This window comes from Beduinella massiliensis, assembly GCF_900199405.1.
Classification (GTDB): domain Bacteria; phylum Bacillota; class Clostridia; order Christensenellales; family Aristaeellaceae; genus Beduinella; species Beduinella massiliensis.
This window is the reverse complement of sequence record NZ_LT963430.1, coordinates 3,719,276-3,734,398: the sequence shown is the minus strand read 5'-3', so window position 1 is coordinate 3,734,398 and position 15,123 is coordinate 3,719,276. Positions and strand designations below refer to the sequence as shown.

Genomic DNA, 15,123 nt, shown 5'->3' with positions numbered 1-15,123 from the left:
CGCACCGCGCACGCGAGGAGATAACCGCATGTTTAAATCGAGAGACACGTTCCTGCCCTTCTGCATTCCGGACGTATCCGAAGCGGAGGTGGAAAGCGCAGCCGCAACCATTCGTTCGGGCTGGTGGGCAAAGGGACCGCAGACGATCGAATTCGAGAAGCGTTTTGCGCAATACGTCGGCGCAAAGCACGCCATCGCCGTAAATTCCTGCACGGCTGCACTGCATCTGGCGCTTCTCGCAAACGACATTGGGCCGGGCGACGAGGTCATCACCACGCCCATGACGTTCGCGTCGACAGCGAGCACCATCGTGCATACGGGCGCGACGCCGGTGTTTGCGGACATCGACGAGGAAACGGGCTGCATTGATCCCGACGAGATCGAAAAAAAGGTTACGAAGCGCACCAGGGCGCTCGTTCCGGTGCACTATTCGGGCGTCGCCTGCGACCTTGACGCTATCCGCGCCATCGCGAAGGCGCACGGGCTGTTTCTGAGCGAGGATGCCGCGCACGCGGTGGAGACGAGATATCACGGCGAACCGATCGGCCGCCATCCGATGGGTGCGGCGTCGTTCAGCTTCTACGCGACGAAGAACCTCGCGACCGGGGAGGGCGGCATGCTGGTGACGGACGACGACGCCATCGCCGAGCGCGCGGGCGTGTTTTCCTGCCACGGCATGAGCCGCAACGCGTGGAATCGTTACGGAAAAGGCGGTTCCTACCGTTACGACATCGCGGAGTTCGGCTTTAAGTACAACATGTTTGACATCCAGGCGGCGCTGGGGCTCATACAGCTTCAACGTATGCCGCAGATGCAGCGCGAGCGGATGAAGGCGGTCGCCGTCTACGAGCAGGCCTTCTCCGGGCGCGAGGAGCTGCTGCTGCAAAGGACGCCGGAGCAGACGGAGCACAGCCGCCATCTGTACGTGCTGCGCATCCGTCCCGAGACGCTGACCATCGACCGCGACCGCTTTATCGAGGAGCTGGCGGAGCGCAACGTAGGCACGAGCGTGCACTTCATCCCCGTGCACCTGATGAGCGCGTACAGAAGGCGCTTTGGCTTCAGCGAAGGCGACTTCCCCAAGGCGGAGCGTTTCTTTGAGACGGAAATCTCCCTGCCGATGTATTCGCGCCTCACGGAACAGGACGCCGCGTACGTCGCGGACGCGGTGCTGGACATTGTAAAAAGGTACAAGCGCTGACGGGAAGGTACATCGGGGGTAGGCCTGTTCTTTGACGCGGGAGGGAATGCTGTGAAGATCCTCATCATTCGCCATGCGGAGCCCGACTATGCGCGCGACAGCCTTACCGAAAAGGGATTCCGCGAGGCGGAGCTCCTGAGCGCGCGTCTTTGCCGCATGAGCATTCGGGATTTTTTTGTTTCACCTCTGGGCCGGGCGCAGGCTACGGCTGCCCCCACGCTTGCGCGGCTCGGGCGGGAGGCGGAGGTGCTTCCTTGGCTTCGGGAATTTCACGGTCGGGTCGTGAACCCCAAGACGGGGGAACCGAACATCCCCTGGAATCTGATGCCCCAGTACTGGACGAAACAGCCCGAGCTCTTCAGCCTGGATACCTGGGCCGATGAGGGACTGATGCGCACCGGCGACGCGGGCGAGGTATACGCACAGGCGGCTTGCGGACTGGACGAACTGCTCGCGCGCTATGGATTTAAGCGACAGGGCTTGATTTATGCCTGCGGCCAGAATACTGCGGACACCATTGCGCTCTTCTGTCACTTTGCGCTGGGCATGGCGCTCGTATCGCACCTGACGGGGATTTCGCCCGTTCTCCTGTGGCAGGGCATGTTCCTGCCTGCGAGCTCCGTGACGACGTTCGTCAGCGAAGAGCGCAAAAAGGGAGAGGTTGTCTTCCGATGCATGCAGCTGGGCGATACGTCGCATCTGTACGCAGGCGGCGAGGACGTCTCACGCGCCGGGCTTTACGACGAGGTGCACGAGGCGCTCCCAAGCGAGATTTTGCAGAGCACGGGAAGATAAAAAGAGAACCCCAAAAACAACGCCGCGGCCTCCAAGTGAGGGCCGCGGCATTCGTGCGTCAGGGGTGTGCCAGCGCTTCCCCGTAGGCACGAAGATCTGGTTTCCCGTGCAGGGCGACGTAATCCGCGCCCAAGTAACAGGCAAACGAGGTGATCGACTGAAAACCGAGCGAGCGATAATAGGCGACGTCCGAACGAAGCACGTCGCTTTGAAGCTTGAAGGGCTTGGGTGGAACCTTCCAGCCCGAGAGCAGGGAATTGTCCAGCCAATACTCGAGAACCTGCGCGCCCTGCTGGCCGAAGCATTGCAGCAGCGCGGGCAGCGGCGCGCATTCGAGACGGTTTTCCTCGCACCGTGGATCGTTCAGTGCTACGTCAGGCCGTCGCTTGATCGGAGCGTATTCCAGAAATACGCCTGGCTCGGGCTGGATGTGCTCTGGGACGCGGAGCGTATCCAGATAGGCGATATAGGCGATGCTCGCGTTAGGATCGACGCTGCGAACGCCGCGCAGCATGGCGTGGACGCATAGTAGCTGCTGATCGGATGGCGATAAATCGCGGCATCGCGGGCAATGGCAGCTGGACTGGGTCACGTCGTCGAGCCAGAAGTAATACCGGTGCGATGCGGTGGGAAGCAACGCGGCGAGGCGGGCGGCGCTTTCCGACAGCATCTCGAGAGCTTGCTGTGAGGACGCGCAAAGGTTGAAGTCCGGCGTGCGCACCCCCTTATCGTCCATCCGAAAAAAATCGGGATGCGACGCAAAGAGAGAGCGAGGGAGCAGATAGGACACCGCGTGCATCTCGTATTCGAGGATGAGACCCATGGACTGCGCCTGGTCGAGCAGGCGGCGTATCTGCGGATCGCGCAGGTCTTCCAGCATCTTTTGAAGATTGCGCGCCGCGTCGCGTCCCCCTGGGGGATGCAGTCCCAGCACGTTGAGCTGAAGGCTTTGGGCATCCTTCAGCCAGGTTTCTGACAATTCATTTGGATGAATTACGATGCCTCTTCTCTCCGTCATGCGTACATCTCCTGCTTTTTGTTGTTTGCATTATATCAACTATTTCTATACAAATCAATATATTTTAGGATGATAAGTCATAAAACAAACAGAATAAATAGAATAGAACGGATGGACATAAGACGGTTTTGTGCCCGAACTAGAGCAGCTATGCTGTTTGATTTGGAAAAAGAGGTATGCTATACTCAAAATTGCCAGAATAGGCAGGGAGGATTCAATATGGACAGACAAGAGACGGGTTATTTAAGTAAGGTCATGGAGCTCGACCTTTCAGACATACCGAAGGCCGCGAAGATACACAAGGCGCTGGCCTCTGAATTGCGGCTCCAGATACTGCGGGTCGGCTTGAGCGGCGGGTATTGCGTAGGTGAAATCGCGGAGATGCTGCATATCCCGGCCTCGACGGCGGCGCTGAACGTGCGGGTATTGGAGGAGGCGGGGCTGATCATCACGGAGCAGCGGCCCGGCACGCGCGGCATGGCAAAGGTATGCAACAAGCTGATCGACAGTGTGAACACAGAGCTCGTGGACCCGCTGAGCGTGGAACAGGTACAGGACCAATACGCCTCCTATTCTCTGCCGATCGGCAGCTACTGCGATTGCAGGCCTTACGAATACTGCGGCATGCTGAGTGAGACGGGAACAATTGGAAAGATCAACCACGCGCAGAGCTTTTTTGAACCCGAGCGGCTGAAAGCACAGCTCATCTGGTTTCGATATGGGTATCTTGAATACCGCATTTCTACGCTGGAGCTCATGGGGATGGACCCTACGTCGCTGCGCATCAGCTTTGAGGCTTGCTCTGAGGTCGCAAATTACAATATGGATTGGCCCAGCGACATTTACGTCAGCGTCAACGGCTGCGAGCTGGGCGTGTGGACGTCCCCGGGGGATTTGGGTGACCGCCGCGGCCTGATCACGCCGAAGTGGTGGAATCTCGGGGCTACGCAATACGGGCTGCTGAAAACGTGGCTGGTAGACGAAGACGGCACGACGCTCGACGGCGTGCCGGTCGGGCACCATAGGATCGACGAGTTGCACCTGGCGGACAGGGATTACTTTACCGTCCGCATCGGCATCCATAAATCAGCGCAAAATGTCGGTGGAATGAATTTATTTGGACGGGCGTTCGGCGATCACCCGCAGGACATAGGCGTACAGATCGGGTATCGCCTGCACGGCACGCGCCATGCAAAGTAAAACAGCGTTACTGTTTCGTGCAAAGACGCGCCACTAAAAACAAACATTATTAATGTTTTTAATTGACCGACAGGCAAGGAAATTGACGAGAAAATACGAAAAACAAACAAATAACCTATTTAATTCGTTGACACCTTGGGCGGCTGATGCTATAATGGTCTCAATAAAGAACAGCGTTTATGTTCTTTTTGCAAAACCAAGACCGCATATCTGCGCGCAGCTCCATGAGGAGGCAGGCCGCTGAGCGCCGGGTGAAGGAAGACGCTTTGCAAAAAGGGAGAACGCCGATCATTTTGCAAGGAGGTCCATATGCTCAAGAAGATGTTTGCCGCGCTGCTCGCACTTTCTCTGCTGATGACGTCCGTCACGGGCATCACAGAGACGACCGGGGATGTCATCGAGGACTTTGGCGGGATTACCCTGACGGTCTGGAAGCCTCTGTGGTGGACGAGCGTCGTTACCTCAGACTACGAAAACGAATGCTGGAAGGAAGTCGAAAAGAAGTTCAACGTCAAGTTCGAGTTCATCCAGCCCTCCGTCGGCTCGGAGCAGGAGCAGTTCAACCTGCTGATGGCCGGCGGCGACCTGCCGGATATTATCTTTACCGACTGGTCGGGCACGGATCTGTACACCGGCGGCTTGGATAAGTACATCGAGGAGGGCGTTCTCGTCGATCTGAAGGCGCATTCAGAGTGGATACCCAACTACCTGCACTGCATTGAAACGTACGTGACGCCGGAGGAACAAAAGGAGTTTTATACGGATTCCGGCTACATGACGCAGTTCTACGCGATCTCCCCCTACGAGGAGTACTCCTGCAACGGCCTGCTGCTGCGCCAGGACTGGCTTGACGAATTGGGCCTTGCGCAGCCGACGACGCTGGACGAGCTGGAAGTCATTCTGACGCAGTTCAAGGAGGTCAAGGACGCGGACTATCCGATGATGTTCCCCAGCGACGGCATCGACGACGAGTCCGGCTACTTCCTGTCGGCCTACGGGATAGGGCCTGGCTTTTATCAGGATAACGGCGTCGTCAAGTATGGCCCCTCGGAACCGGCCTTTAAGGAGTACCTGCTCAAGATGGCCGACTGGTACCAAAAGGGCCTGATCGACGTGGACTTTGTCTCCCGCGATCAGGAAACCTACCGCCGGATTCTGACCACCAGCGAGACCGGCGCCGTCATCGACAGCCCGGACAACGTGTATACCTACATGAAGGACGTCGGCATGATGACCGGCGGCACGTATCCGATGCAAAAAGAAGGCGAGACCGCGCATTATCGCTACAAGATGTACCAGTGCCGTCCCCCTTACTGCGCGGCGGTCACTACGGAATGCAAGAATCTTGAAGCGGCCATGACCATTCTGGATTATGGTTACTGTGAACCGGGCTGGATGATGTACAACTACGGTATCGAGGGCCTGACCTACAACATGGTGGACGGCGTCGCCGTCTATACGGACGTCATTCTCAACAATCCGGACTATCCGTCGCTGCTGGACAGCTTTGCCCGCTATAAGTGGCATATTGGTCCGTTCCTGCGCTTTGAACATGAAGCCGACGCGGCGATCACCCAGGAGAACATGGGCACGCGCAAAGCCTGGACGGAAAACGCGCAGTCCGATCAGGTGATGCCGCTCATCACCCTGACGTCGAGCGAGGGATCCGAATACGCCTCGATCATGACGCAGGTGAAGACCTATCAGGACGCGGCGGTAGTCAACTTTATCATGGGCAACAAGAGCATTGAAGACGAGTTTGACGCGTACATCGGGGACCTGAAAAAGCTGAACATCGATCGTGCGATCGAGATCAAGCAGGCCGCCCTGGACCGTTACAACGCACGCTGAGTTTTCTTTCGCGGCGGCTGCGGGCTCGATCCCGCGGCCGCCGCTTTCCTATCGTTATCCCGTGATAAGAGGTGGGTCATATGGTTCAAGTCGGAAATGCCAAGTCTTCTTTTCTGAAAAGGCTTGGCCGGAACATTCAAAAGCATCCGCAGATTTATCTGATGCTGCTGCCCGTCGTCATCGCGTTTATCGTCTTTGCCTACATGCCGATGGGCGGGCTCGTCATCGCCTTTCAAAACTATTCTCCCCGTATGGGGATTCTGGGCAGCAAATGGGTCGGCTTCAAATGGTTTGAGGATTTCTTTCACGACATGTTTTTCTTTCGTCTGCTGCGCAATACGTTCACCATCAACCTGTTGGATATCCTGATCGGCTTTCCGGCACCGATTCTGCTGGCGCTGATGCTGAACTCCCTGCGTTCGCGCGCGGCCAAGGCTACGCTGCAGACGATGATGTACCTGCCCTACTTTATCTCCATGATGGTGATTTGCGGCATCATTACCGAGTTCGTCAGCAGGGACGGCATCGTCAACGACCTGATTGAGCTGATGGGCGGGAAGCGAAGCGGACTGCTCAACAACCCGGCTGCTTTTCAACCGATATACGTGCTGAGCAACCTATGGCAGCTTGCGGGTTGGAACAGCATCATCTACATGGCGGCGATGAGCGCGATCGACGCGTCGCTGTATGACGCGGCCTATGTGGATGGCTGCGGACGGCTGCGCCAGGTGTGGCATGTGACGTTGCCGGGGATCCTGCCGACGATCGTCATCATGCTGATCCTGCGCATCGGCAACATCCTGACCGTGGGGTATGAAAAAATCATCCTTCTTTACAACCCCATGACCTATGAGACGGCCGACGTCATCTCGTCCTACGTCTACCGGCGCGGCATCGAGGAGGCCAACTACAGCTATGCCACGGCTGTCGGTTTGTTCAACTCGGTGTTGAACTGCCTGTTCCTGTTCGCGGCGAATACGTTCAGCCGCAAGGCGACGGAACAGAGCCTTTGGTGAGGAGGGAAAGAAAGTGGATGGTGTAAAGCTACGGCGTATCGACAAGCTATGGAAAGGCGTCGTGTTCCTGTTGCTGCTGGTCTTCTCCCTCTTTTGCCTGTATCCCGTCCTGTACGTCCTGTTCGCATCCTTCAGCGACCCGAATCTGCTGACGGCGCATTCCGGTTTGCTGCTGCGGCCGGTTGGCTTTTCTCTGAAGGGGTACGAGGTCGCGCTCAGCTACAGAAATATCGGTACCGGCTACATGAATACGCTGTTCGTCGTCGCTGTGGGCACGGCGGTCAACATGTTCCTGACGACGATTGGCGCCTACGCCCTCTCCCGAAAGGACATCATGGTGAACAAATTCGTCATGCTGATGGTTACGTTTTGTATGTTTTTTTCCGGAGGTATGATTCCCACGTTTTTGAACGTCAAGAATCTTGGGCTGCTCGACAGCCTGTGGGCGCTGATTCTGCCCTCCTGCATCAGCGTATGGAATCTCATCATCCTTCGTACAGGCTTCCTGGGCGTGCCGGACAGTCTGGAGGAATCCGCCAAGCTGGATGGGGCAAGCGACGTGACGATCCTCTTGCGCATCGAGATTCCGCTGGTAAAGGCGAGCATGGCCGTCGTTACGCTGTATTATCTGGTTGGCCACTGGAACGCCTGGTTTGACGCGATGCTGTACATGCGCACCCGCGACAAATACCCGCTGCAGCTGATCCTGCGCGAGATCCTCGTGTCCAACACGTCCAGCTCGGTCAGCGCGCAGGGGTTTAACCCGAGCGAAGCGGACCTCTACAAGCGGCTGGTCAAGTACACCACGACCGTCATCGCCACGGTGCCGATCCTCTTCATCTATCCGTTCCTGCAAAAGTACTTCGTGAATGGCGTGATGGTCGGTTCCGTCAAGGGATAATAGCGGCATAGAAAGGAATTGTGAAGATCGTGAGGCTTCTGAGGGTACAGCTTCCGGGCAGACGCGGAGCATGGATGGACGCTTACCTGCAGGATAACTGCACGGAACTAGAGATGACCCGATGGACGAAGCGTCCGGCGATGCTGGTGGTTCCGGGCGGTGCGTACCAATTCATTTCCGAGCGCGAGGGAGAACCTGTCGCGCTGCGATACGCTGCGGCGGGTTTCCAGACATTTGTACTGCACTACAGCGTGAATGCCCGCTTTGAAGAGACCCTTCTGGACATCGCGGAGGCCATGCGGCAGCTGCGCACGTCGGCAGCTGCGTGGAGAATCCATCCGCGGCAGATTGCCGTCTTGGGCAGCAGCGCGGGAGGGAACCTCGCCCTGTGGCTGGCGGCTGGGACGCGGCGGGGCGGAATGGGCATAGCGGGTATGAGCGGGGATCCGGCGCAGCTTCGGCCCAACGCGCTGGTGCTGTGCTATCCGGCCGTAACGGGGGCGGGGTGCGCGCCCGCCTTCGTGCAGACGATGCCCAAACAGCCGGTTTTGGCACAGGCGGAAGGGATGCCGCCCGCCTTTCTATGGGCGACGCAGGAAGATAAGACCGTGCCTGTGGACGGGCTGCTGCAGCTCGCGGCGCGGATGAACCAGGCCAGGGTACCCGTCGAGCTGCACGTCTATCAGCGCGGGGATCATGGCCTTGCGACGGCGGACCGCGCGACAGGGAGAGAAAGCGCACATGTGGCGGGCTGGGTGCAGCTGAGCATCGACTGGCTCTTTGAACAATTTGGCCTCTAACATACAAAAAGACGCCCCTTTCACAGCGGCCGGTTTGCCGTTCGCTGAAAGGGGCGCCTTTTTATCTCATTTGGGAATCACGGGCTCAAATGCGCGGGACGAAAGCGGATCAATAAAGAAGGCGAACGTTTCTCGGTTTTATGCGGTCAATTCAACCCTTCGATGGCTTTGAGAATCCGCGCGTGATCGTCCTGAACCGCACTGTACAGGGAAGCAACCTCCTGCTCGGTGGCGCCGTCCTGCAGCGCCCGCGTAAGCGCGCCGCTGGAACGCTCCAGAGGCAGCAGGCTCAGGTTTCGGCACAGTCCCATCAGCGCATGCGCCGCGTGAAAGGCCGCGTCCCGATCCCGCAGGCAAAGGGCGCGGGACAGGTGCGCAAAGCTTTGATCCTCTCGAAGCTGAAAAAGAAACCGCCGGATTTGCTGTTCACTTTGAAAACGGCAAAGCACCTGCCGCCAATCCGCGCCCATCTCCGTGTAGAATTCGTTCAAGCTCATCGCGCTCCGTGGCCTCCCAGCGGTTTAAATTCCCATAGAACTATGCCTTAAAGATCAAAATGTATTTTCAAGTCATTATAACACAACAAATCTGTTCATACAATACAAGTAACTGGAATTTGAGCTCCGAGGACGCAGCTTCATAGCGGCGTCTTTCGTTTGAAGTGGGCGAAAGAGGATGGTTACTGAAATGGTGGATTACAGGGAGATCGGATCGCGCATCCGAATGGCTCGATTGCGCAAGGGGATGACGCAGGAGCGGTTGGCGGAGCTGAGCGGCGTGGGTACGCCGCACATCAGCCACATCGAGACGGGCAACACGATTCCGAGCCTGAAGATCTTTGTAGCGATCATAAACGCTCTGGAATGTTCCGCGGACGAGCTGCTCTGCCTGGAACTGAAGGATGCCCGTCCCGTATTGTCGGAGCGCATCGCCAAGACGCTGGAGGACTGCTCGCAGGAGGAAATGCGGGTCATCGCAGACGTCGTGGCCGCCCTCAAGGACAGCCTGCGCAGGCGGGACAAGGAGCGTTAAGACTGGAAGATACGAAGGGGCAGAGGACAATAAAGCCCACCCGGACCGGCGATCTTCGCTGGGCAGCGGGTGGGCTTGTTTTACTTCCTGTAGGCACGAAGGATCAGCCGTTCAGCGCACGGCGCAGCAGCTCCGCAACTCTCTTCGGGTCAGCCCTTCCCCCAAACGCCTTCATGGCCTGACCGACAAGGAAACCGAAGAGCTTCTCCTCGCCTGCACGATAGCGCCTGACCTCCGCATCGCAGGAGGCAAGCACGTTTGAAAGGACGGTTTCGTACGCGCCATCGTCCTTTGCGACCTCAAGGCCGTGCTCCTTCACGTAGGTGGCGACGTCGATGTCTGCATCCAGGGCGGCGGCAAAGACCTCGCGCGCGCTTTGCCGCGTGATGCGGCCCTCCGCAACGAGGTTTACGAGTGCGGCGAGCGCCGTGGGCTGCAGATGAATCTCCTCCGGGAGCAGGCAGCGTTCCTTCATGGCAGCCATCAGCTCGCCCATGATCCAGTTGGAGACGTCCTTGGGCCGCCCGCCCGCTTCGACCGCGCGCTCGAACAGGTCGCACAGGGGTTTTTCGGCGGTGATAATGTGCGCATCGTAGGCGGGGAGGCCCAGCTCGCGCTGGTAGCGCGCGATCTTTTCGTCCATCAGCTCCGGCTGGGCCCTGCGGATGCGTTCGATCCATTCGTCCGACAGGACGATGGGCACGAGGTCCGGCTCCGGAAAGTATCGGTAATCCTGCGCGTCTTCCTTGGAACGCATGGCGAAGGAGGCGTCCTTGTTGTCGTCCCAGCGGCGCGTCTCCTGCCGGACGGCCTTCCCCCCTTCCAGCAGCTCTACCTGCCGCCGGTACTCGCCCGCAATGGCGCGCGCGATCGCCTTGAAGCTGTTCAGGTTTTTCATCTCGGTGCGAGTGCCCAGCTCCTCTTGGCCTACGGGGCGCACGGACAGGTTGATGTCCGCGCGCAGCGAACCCTCCTGCATTTTGCAGTCGGATACGCCCAGGTATTGCAGCGTGGCGCGCAGCTTTTCCAGATAGGCGACGGCTTCCTCCGGGGAGCGCATGTCGGGATCGGAGACGATCTCCAGCAGCGGCACGCCGCAGCGGTTGTAATCCACCAGCGTCTGGTCGGAGAAGGGGTCGTGCGTGAGCTTGCCCGCATCTTCCTCCATGTGGATTTCGTGAATGCCGATGGACTTTTTGACGCCGTGTGTGTCGATCTCCACGCGCCCGTTTCGGCAGATGGGCAGGTAAAGCTGCGATACCTGATACGCCTTGGGCAGGTCGGGATAGAAGTAGTTCTTGCGGTCAAACTTCGTTTGGCGGGTGATTGCACAGCCCAGCGCGAGCCCGGCGGAGATGGCGAACTCCACCACCTTTCGGTTGAGTACGGGCAGCGTGCCGGGCATGCCGGTGCACACGGGACAGCAATGCGTATTGGGCGCGCTGCCGAAGGCGGACGAGCAGGAGCAGAAGATCTTCGTCCGCGTCGCGAGCTCCACATGGACCTCCAGGCCGATCACCATTTCGTAAGCCGCCATATCAGCGCGCCTCCTTCGGGCTCTTTTTGTGATGCTCCGTGACCGCCTGATACGCCTGCGCGATGGCGAGCAGCGTCTTTTCCCCAAAGGGACGGCCGATAAGCTGCACGCCCACGGGCAGGCCGCGGCCGTCCAATCCGCAGGGAATGGAAAGCCCGGGCAGGCCCACCAGGTTGACGGAGACGGTGTAGATGTCGCCCAGGTACATGGATAACGGGTCGTCCGCATGCTCGCCGAGCTGAAAGGCGGTGGTGGGGGCGGTGGGGCCTAACACCGCGTCAAACCGGGTGAGCGCATCGTCGAACGCCTGTTTCATGAGCGCCTTGACCTTGAGCGCCTTGTTGTAGTAAGCGTCGTAGTAGCCGCTGGAGAGCGCAAACGCGCCCAGCAGGATGCGCCGTTTGACCTCCCGGCCGAAGCCTTCGCTGCGGGTCTTGAGGTACAGATCCGTCAGCCCCTCGTAATCCCCGGCGCGAAAGCCGTACTTCACGCCGTCGTAGCGCGAGAGGTTGGAGCTCGCCTCGGCAGAGGCGAGCACGTAATACGCGGGAATCGCGTACCGCAGGATCGGGAGCGGGAACGTCTCGACCGTCGCGCCCAGCGCGCGCAGCGCCGCCACGCAATCCAGCACGCGCGAGCGCACCTGCGCGTCCAGCCCATCGCCTATGTATTCCTCCGGGATGCCGATACGCACGTCCTTCATGTCCGGGGCGGGGCAGGAAACGGGGAGATCGACGCTGGTGCTGTCGCGCGCGTCGCGCCCTGCGATTGCGTGAAGCACCGCGTCCGCGTCGCATGCGTCGCGGCAGAGCGGGCCGATCTGGTCGAGAGAGGAGGCGTAGGCGAGCAGCCCGTAGCGCGAAACCGCGCCGTAGGTGGGCTTGAGCCCCGTCACCCCGCAAAAGGAGGCGGGCTGGCGGATGGAGCCGCCGGTATCGGAGCCTAGCGCATAGGGAACCATGCGGGCGGCGACCGCCGCGGCGCTGCCGCCCGAGGAACCGCCGGGCACGCGGCTCAGATCCCAGGGATTGCGCGTCCATCCAAAGAAGGAGGTCTCCGTGGACGAGCCCATGGCGAATTCGTCCAGGTTGGTCTTGCCTACGCACACCGCGCCGATCGCGCGGAGGCGCTCCCAGGCGCCGGCGTCGTATACGGGTACGTAGTTTTCTAGCATGCGCGAGGCGCAGGTGGTACGCACGCCCCGGGTGGAGAGGTTGTCCTTGAGCGCCATGGGCACGCCCGCGAGCGGATGGGTAAGTGTACCGTCGTCGATACCCTTCTGAACGAGGCGCGCATCCCTGAGCGCCTCGTCCTCCGTGACGGTGATGAACGCGCCGATTTTTCCGTCGCGCGCGCGGATGGCGTCAAGGGAGGCGCGGACGGCGTCCTCCACGCTGCATTCGCGGCGGCGAATCCTTTCGCCGAGCTCCAGCGCGGTTAAATCCATGAGCTGCATATGTGACATCCTCCTTTCTCACTCGAACGTCTGTGGCGCAAGGAAGCAGCCGTCCTTTGTTTCGGGCGCGTTTTTCAGCACATCCTCCCTGGAAAGGGAAGGGGCGGGGATGTCCTCGCGAAAGACATTTTGAAGCGGCTGGGCGTGGCTCAGGGGCTCGACGCCGCCGGTGTCCAGTTCCCCCAGCGTGTCTACGTAATCGAGAATGCGGGCGAGGTCGCGCTGCGCTTCCGCGCGCGCCTCACCATCCAGGCGAAGGCGCGCGAGCGCGGCGACGTAATCGACGAGCTCCGGGGTGATCTTCATGTGGAAAGCCTCCTTTTGCAGTCCGGCCTTTACGGCTCCAGGCGCAGCGTATCCCGGGGGAACAGGCAGGTCTCGCGCACGTTGCAGGCGCCGGCGAGCTTCATCGTCAGGCGTTCCAGCCCCAGCCCGAGGCCGCCGTGCGGCGGCATGCCGTACTTGTGAATGCTGAGGTAAGCGGCGAATTTTGCGGGGTCGAGCCCCTTCTTTTGCATCTTCGCCACCTGGTCGCGGTAGTCGTGGATGCGCGCGCCGCCTGTCGTCACCTCCATGCCGCGAAAGAGCAGGTCGAAGGAGAGCGTGTAGCGCGGGTCCGCCGGGTCGTCCATGGCGTAGAAGGGCCGCTTCTTCGACGGGTAATGCGTCACGAAGACGAATTCCGAGCCGTACTCCTCCTGAAAGAGGCGAGAGATGAGCTGCTCCTCCTCCGGCTCCAGGTCGTAGGGGTCGCGGATCGGGCGGCCATAGCGCTCGCTGATCCGCCGCTTCGCCTCGTCAAAGCGGATGGCCGGGATGGCGTCGCACGCCGGCAGCTTTACGCCCAGCACCCGCACCTGGGGCGCATAATCGCGCGCGAGCACCCGCATGATGTTTGAAAGCACCTTGACCTCCATGCGCATGACGTCTTCAAAGGAGTCGATGAAGCCCATCTCCAGGTCGAGCGAGGTGTACTCGCTCAGGTGACGCGAGGTGTTGTGCTTCTCCGCGCGGAAGACCGGGCCGACTTCGAACACGCGCTCGTAAACGCCCACCATGGCCTGTTTGTAAAACTGAGGGCTCTGCGCGAGGTACGCCTTGCGGCCGAAGTATTCGAGCCGGAAGATGTTGGCGCCGCCCTCCGCGCCGCTGCGGTTGATCTTGGGCGTGTGGATTTCCGTAAAGCCCTCGGTCTGCAGGCATTCGCGAAAGCCGCGCACGATGCCCTCCTGCAGCTTGAAGACGGCGCGTTTTTGAAGGTTTCGCAGCGTCACCGGCCGAAGCGCCAGGTCTGTGTCCATCGAGAGGTTCAGCTTGAACTTGTCGATGGGGACCGGCAGGGGTTCTGCCGGGGTGGACAGGACGGTGAGCTCCTGAAGACGCAGTTCCAGCCCGCCGGGCGCGCGGCTGTCGTGCGCGCAGATACCGCAAACGCGCACCGCATCGCCCACACGGGGAATCACGACGCCTTCGCCCGCGACGCATTGCAGCACGCCCTCCGCCATGCGCAGCAGCACGAAGCGCACGTCGCCCAGGTCGCGCACCGCATGCACCATGCCGTGCGCCTCCTGGCGCGCACCGTCCGGATTTTGCAGGATGTCGGAAAGCCGAACGCCTTCCGGGGAAGCGGTCATCGTAAGCATGGGGAAGACCTCCTTTTTTTCTCTGCGGGAATAAAAAAATCCCGAATCGAATGTTTCGATTCGGGACGGGAACGGCAAAATACAGCACCCCCGCGGTACCACCCAAATTGACGAGAGAGGCACCATCATGCGTCATCGCCCACTTAAAAGCCTTGCGGCCTTGTGAACCCTTAACGCGGGAAACGGGCATGCCTATGCGACAGCGGTCGGCAGGCCGGCTCAGGAGCGTTCTTTCCCAGGCGGGGATTTCGGCGTGGCTCTCAGTCTATGGCCAGGCCTCCCTGATGAAATACGCGAGGTACTCGTCTCCGTCAACGCCGCTCTATGAGATTGGGGGCATTATAGCGCCAGCTTTTCCAGATGTCAAGCTTTTTATGTGCGGCCGCGCAGAAAAAACTGTGCCGCCCGGGGCTGCATAAATAAAACCGAGGGTGCAAGAAAACACGGAAAAGTGGATGTGTCGGGCAAGTTTTGCTTGCCATCGGCGCGGCGGGGTGCTATACTAAACGCAAACCTTGCGGGAGGGTACGTATGCATCGCGAAATAAACCACAACTTTGTGCGATTTAATGGCTTTAGCTTTTATTTTAGCTACGGCTTTTTGAGCGTACAAAAATGTGGTCGCTGCGCGTAAAGCGGTAAATCCCGGAGGAACGAAGGAAAAACGGGATGTA

General features: G+C 59.6%; 14 protein-coding genes. 8 read left to right on the top strand and 6 right to left on the bottom strand.

Features of this window, described 5'->3' with window-relative positions; translation table 11 throughout:
* The first annotated feature begins 28 nt into the window (after nt 1-28).
* Nucleotides 29-1,201 (top strand): aminotransferase class I/II-fold pyridoxal phosphate-dependent enzyme, encoded by a 1,173-nt coding sequence (locus C1725_RS17805; RefSeq protein ID WP_102413030.1) that lies wholly within the window; start codon nt 29-31, stop codon nt 1,199-1,201.
* Nucleotides 1,202-1,252: 51 nt separating this feature from the next.
* A complete protein-coding gene (locus tag C1725_RS17800; protein ID WP_346026813.1) occupies nt 1,253-1,996 on the top strand; it encodes a histidine phosphatase family protein in 744 nt (247 codons plus the stop codon).
* Between the two features lie 58 nt (nt 1,997-2,054).
* Here the strand turns inward: C1725_RS17800 and C1725_RS17795 are convergent, their stop codons facing one another.
* Nucleotides 2,055-3,014: a DUF4838 domain-containing protein gene (locus C1725_RS17795; RefSeq protein ID WP_102413386.1), complete on the bottom strand. Its 960-nt coding sequence runs from the start codon at nt 3,012-3,014 to the stop codon at nt 2,055-2,057.
* A gap of 219 nt (nt 3,015-3,233) precedes the next feature.
* On the opposite strand from C1725_RS17795, the gene C1725_RS17790 reads away from it, so the two are divergent.
* The 5 genes from C1725_RS17790 (at nt 3,234) to C1725_RS17770 (ending at nt 8,782) form a co-directional block, all read left to right on the top strand.
* Complete coding sequence (locus tag C1725_RS17790) at nt 3,234-4,214, top strand: ArsR/SmtB family transcription factor (RefSeq protein ID WP_346026812.1); 981 nt, start codon at nt 3,234-3,236, stop codon at nt 4,212-4,214.
* Between the two features lie 309 nt (nt 4,215-4,523).
* Complete coding sequence (locus tag C1725_RS17785; RefSeq protein WP_102413027.1) at nt 4,524-6,065, top strand: extracellular solute-binding protein; 1,542 nt, start codon at nt 4,524-4,526, stop codon at nt 6,063-6,065.
* 80 nt (nt 6,066-6,145) lie between these two features.
* Complete coding sequence (locus C1725_RS17780) at nt 6,146-7,081, top strand: ABC transporter permease subunit (protein ID WP_102413026.1); 936 nt, start codon at nt 6,146-6,148, stop codon at nt 7,079-7,081.
* Nucleotides 7,082-7,094: 13 nt separating this feature from the next.
* The gene (locus C1725_RS17775; protein WP_102413025.1) at nt 7,095-7,982 is read left to right on the top strand and encodes an ABC transporter permease family protein; all 888 of its coding nucleotides are present in this window, start codon (nt 7,095-7,097) and stop codon (nt 7,980-7,982) included.
* A gap of 74 nt (nt 7,983-8,056) precedes the next feature.
* Complete coding sequence (locus tag C1725_RS17770) at nt 8,057-8,782, top strand: alpha/beta hydrolase fold domain-containing protein (RefSeq protein ID WP_146009291.1); 726 nt, start codon at nt 8,057-8,059, stop codon at nt 8,780-8,782.
* A 146-nt stretch (nt 8,783-8,928) separates the two neighbouring features.
* On the opposite strand, the gene C1725_RS17765 is transcribed toward C1725_RS17770, so the two are convergent.
* Nucleotides 8,929-9,279 carry a phosphorelay protein gene (locus C1725_RS17765; RefSeq protein ID WP_102413023.1) on the bottom strand — a complete coding sequence of 117 codons (351 nt, stop codon included), beginning with the start codon at nt 9,277-9,279 and terminating at the stop codon, nt 8,929-8,931.
* A 190-nt stretch (nt 9,280-9,469) separates the two neighbouring features.
* On the opposite strand from C1725_RS17765, the gene C1725_RS17760 reads away from it, so the two are divergent.
* Nucleotides 9,470-9,814: a helix-turn-helix domain-containing protein gene (locus C1725_RS17760; protein WP_102413022.1), complete on the top strand. Its 345-nt coding sequence runs from the start codon at nt 9,470-9,472 to the stop codon at nt 9,812-9,814.
* 103 nt (nt 9,815-9,917) lie between these two features.
* On the opposite strand, the gene gatB is transcribed toward C1725_RS17760, so the two are convergent.
* Genes gatB through aspS form a run of 4 tightly spaced genes read right to left on the bottom strand, consistent with a single transcriptional unit; the run spans nt 9,918 to nt 14,450 of the window.
* The gene (gene gatB, locus C1725_RS17755; protein WP_102413021.1) at nt 9,918-11,351 is read right to left on the bottom strand and encodes an Asp-tRNA(Asn)/Glu-tRNA(Gln) amidotransferase subunit GatB; all 1,434 of its coding nucleotides are present in this window, start codon (nt 11,349-11,351) and stop codon (nt 9,918-9,920) included.
* A gap of 1 nt (nt 11,352) precedes the next feature.
* Complete coding sequence (gene gatA / locus C1725_RS17750; protein ID WP_102413020.1) at nt 11,353-12,807, bottom strand: Asp-tRNA(Asn)/Glu-tRNA(Gln) amidotransferase subunit GatA; 1,455 nt, start codon at nt 12,805-12,807, stop codon at nt 11,353-11,355.
* Nucleotides 12,808-12,825: 18 nt separating this feature from the next.
* On the bottom strand, nt 12,826-13,113 hold the full coding sequence (gene gatC / locus C1725_RS17745; protein ID WP_102413019.1) for an Asp-tRNA(Asn)/Glu-tRNA(Gln) amidotransferase subunit GatC: 288 nt from the start codon (nt 13,111-13,113) through the stop codon (nt 12,826-12,828).
* 29 nt (nt 13,114-13,142) lie between these two features.
* On the bottom strand, nt 13,143-14,450 hold the full coding sequence (gene aspS / locus C1725_RS17740; RefSeq protein ID WP_102413018.1) for an aspartate--tRNA(Asn) ligase: 1,308 nt from the start codon (nt 14,448-14,450) through the stop codon (nt 13,143-13,145).
* Between the last annotated feature and the right edge of the window lie 673 nt (nt 14,451-15,123).

Coding starts and splice junctions, on each gene's coding strand:
- gatB (WP_102413021.1), bottom strand. CDS start 11,351: ATGGCGGCTTACGAAATGGTGATCGGCCTGGAGGTCCATGTGGAGCTC.
- gatA (WP_102413020.1), bottom strand. CDS start 12,807: ATGCAGCTCATGGATTTAACCGCGCTGGAGCTCGGCGAAAGGATTCGC.
- C1725_RS17765 (WP_102413023.1), bottom strand. CDS start 9,279: ATGAGCTTGAACGAATTCTACACGGAGATGGGCGCGGATTGGCGGCAG.
- gatC (WP_102413019.1), bottom strand. CDS start 13,113: ATGAAGATCACCCCGGAGCTCGTCGATTACGTCGCCGCGCTCGCGCGC.
- aspS (WP_102413018.1), bottom strand. CDS start 14,450: ATGCTTACGATGACCGCTTCCCCGGAAGGCGTTCGGCTTTCCGACATC.
- C1725_RS17780 (WP_102413026.1), top strand. CDS start 6,146: ATGGTTCAAGTCGGAAATGCCAAGTCTTCTTTTCTGAAAAGGCTTGGC.
- C1725_RS17805 (WP_102413030.1), top strand. CDS start 29: ATGTTTAAATCGAGAGACACGTTCCTGCCCTTCTGCATTCCGGACGTA.
- C1725_RS17795 (WP_102413386.1), bottom strand. CDS start 3,014: ATGACGGAGAGAAGAGGCATCGTAATTCATCCAAATGAATTGTCAGAA.
- C1725_RS17790 (WP_346026812.1), top strand. CDS start 3,234: ATGGACAGACAAGAGACGGGTTATTTAAGTAAGGTCATGGAGCTCGAC.
- C1725_RS17785 (WP_102413027.1), top strand. CDS start 4,524: ATGCTCAAGAAGATGTTTGCCGCGCTGCTCGCACTTTCTCTGCTGATG.
- C1725_RS17760 (WP_102413022.1), top strand. CDS start 9,470: ATGGTGGATTACAGGGAGATCGGATCGCGCATCCGAATGGCTCGATTG.
- C1725_RS17770 (WP_146009291.1), top strand. CDS start 8,057: ATGGACGCTTACCTGCAGGATAACTGCACGGAACTAGAGATGACCCGA.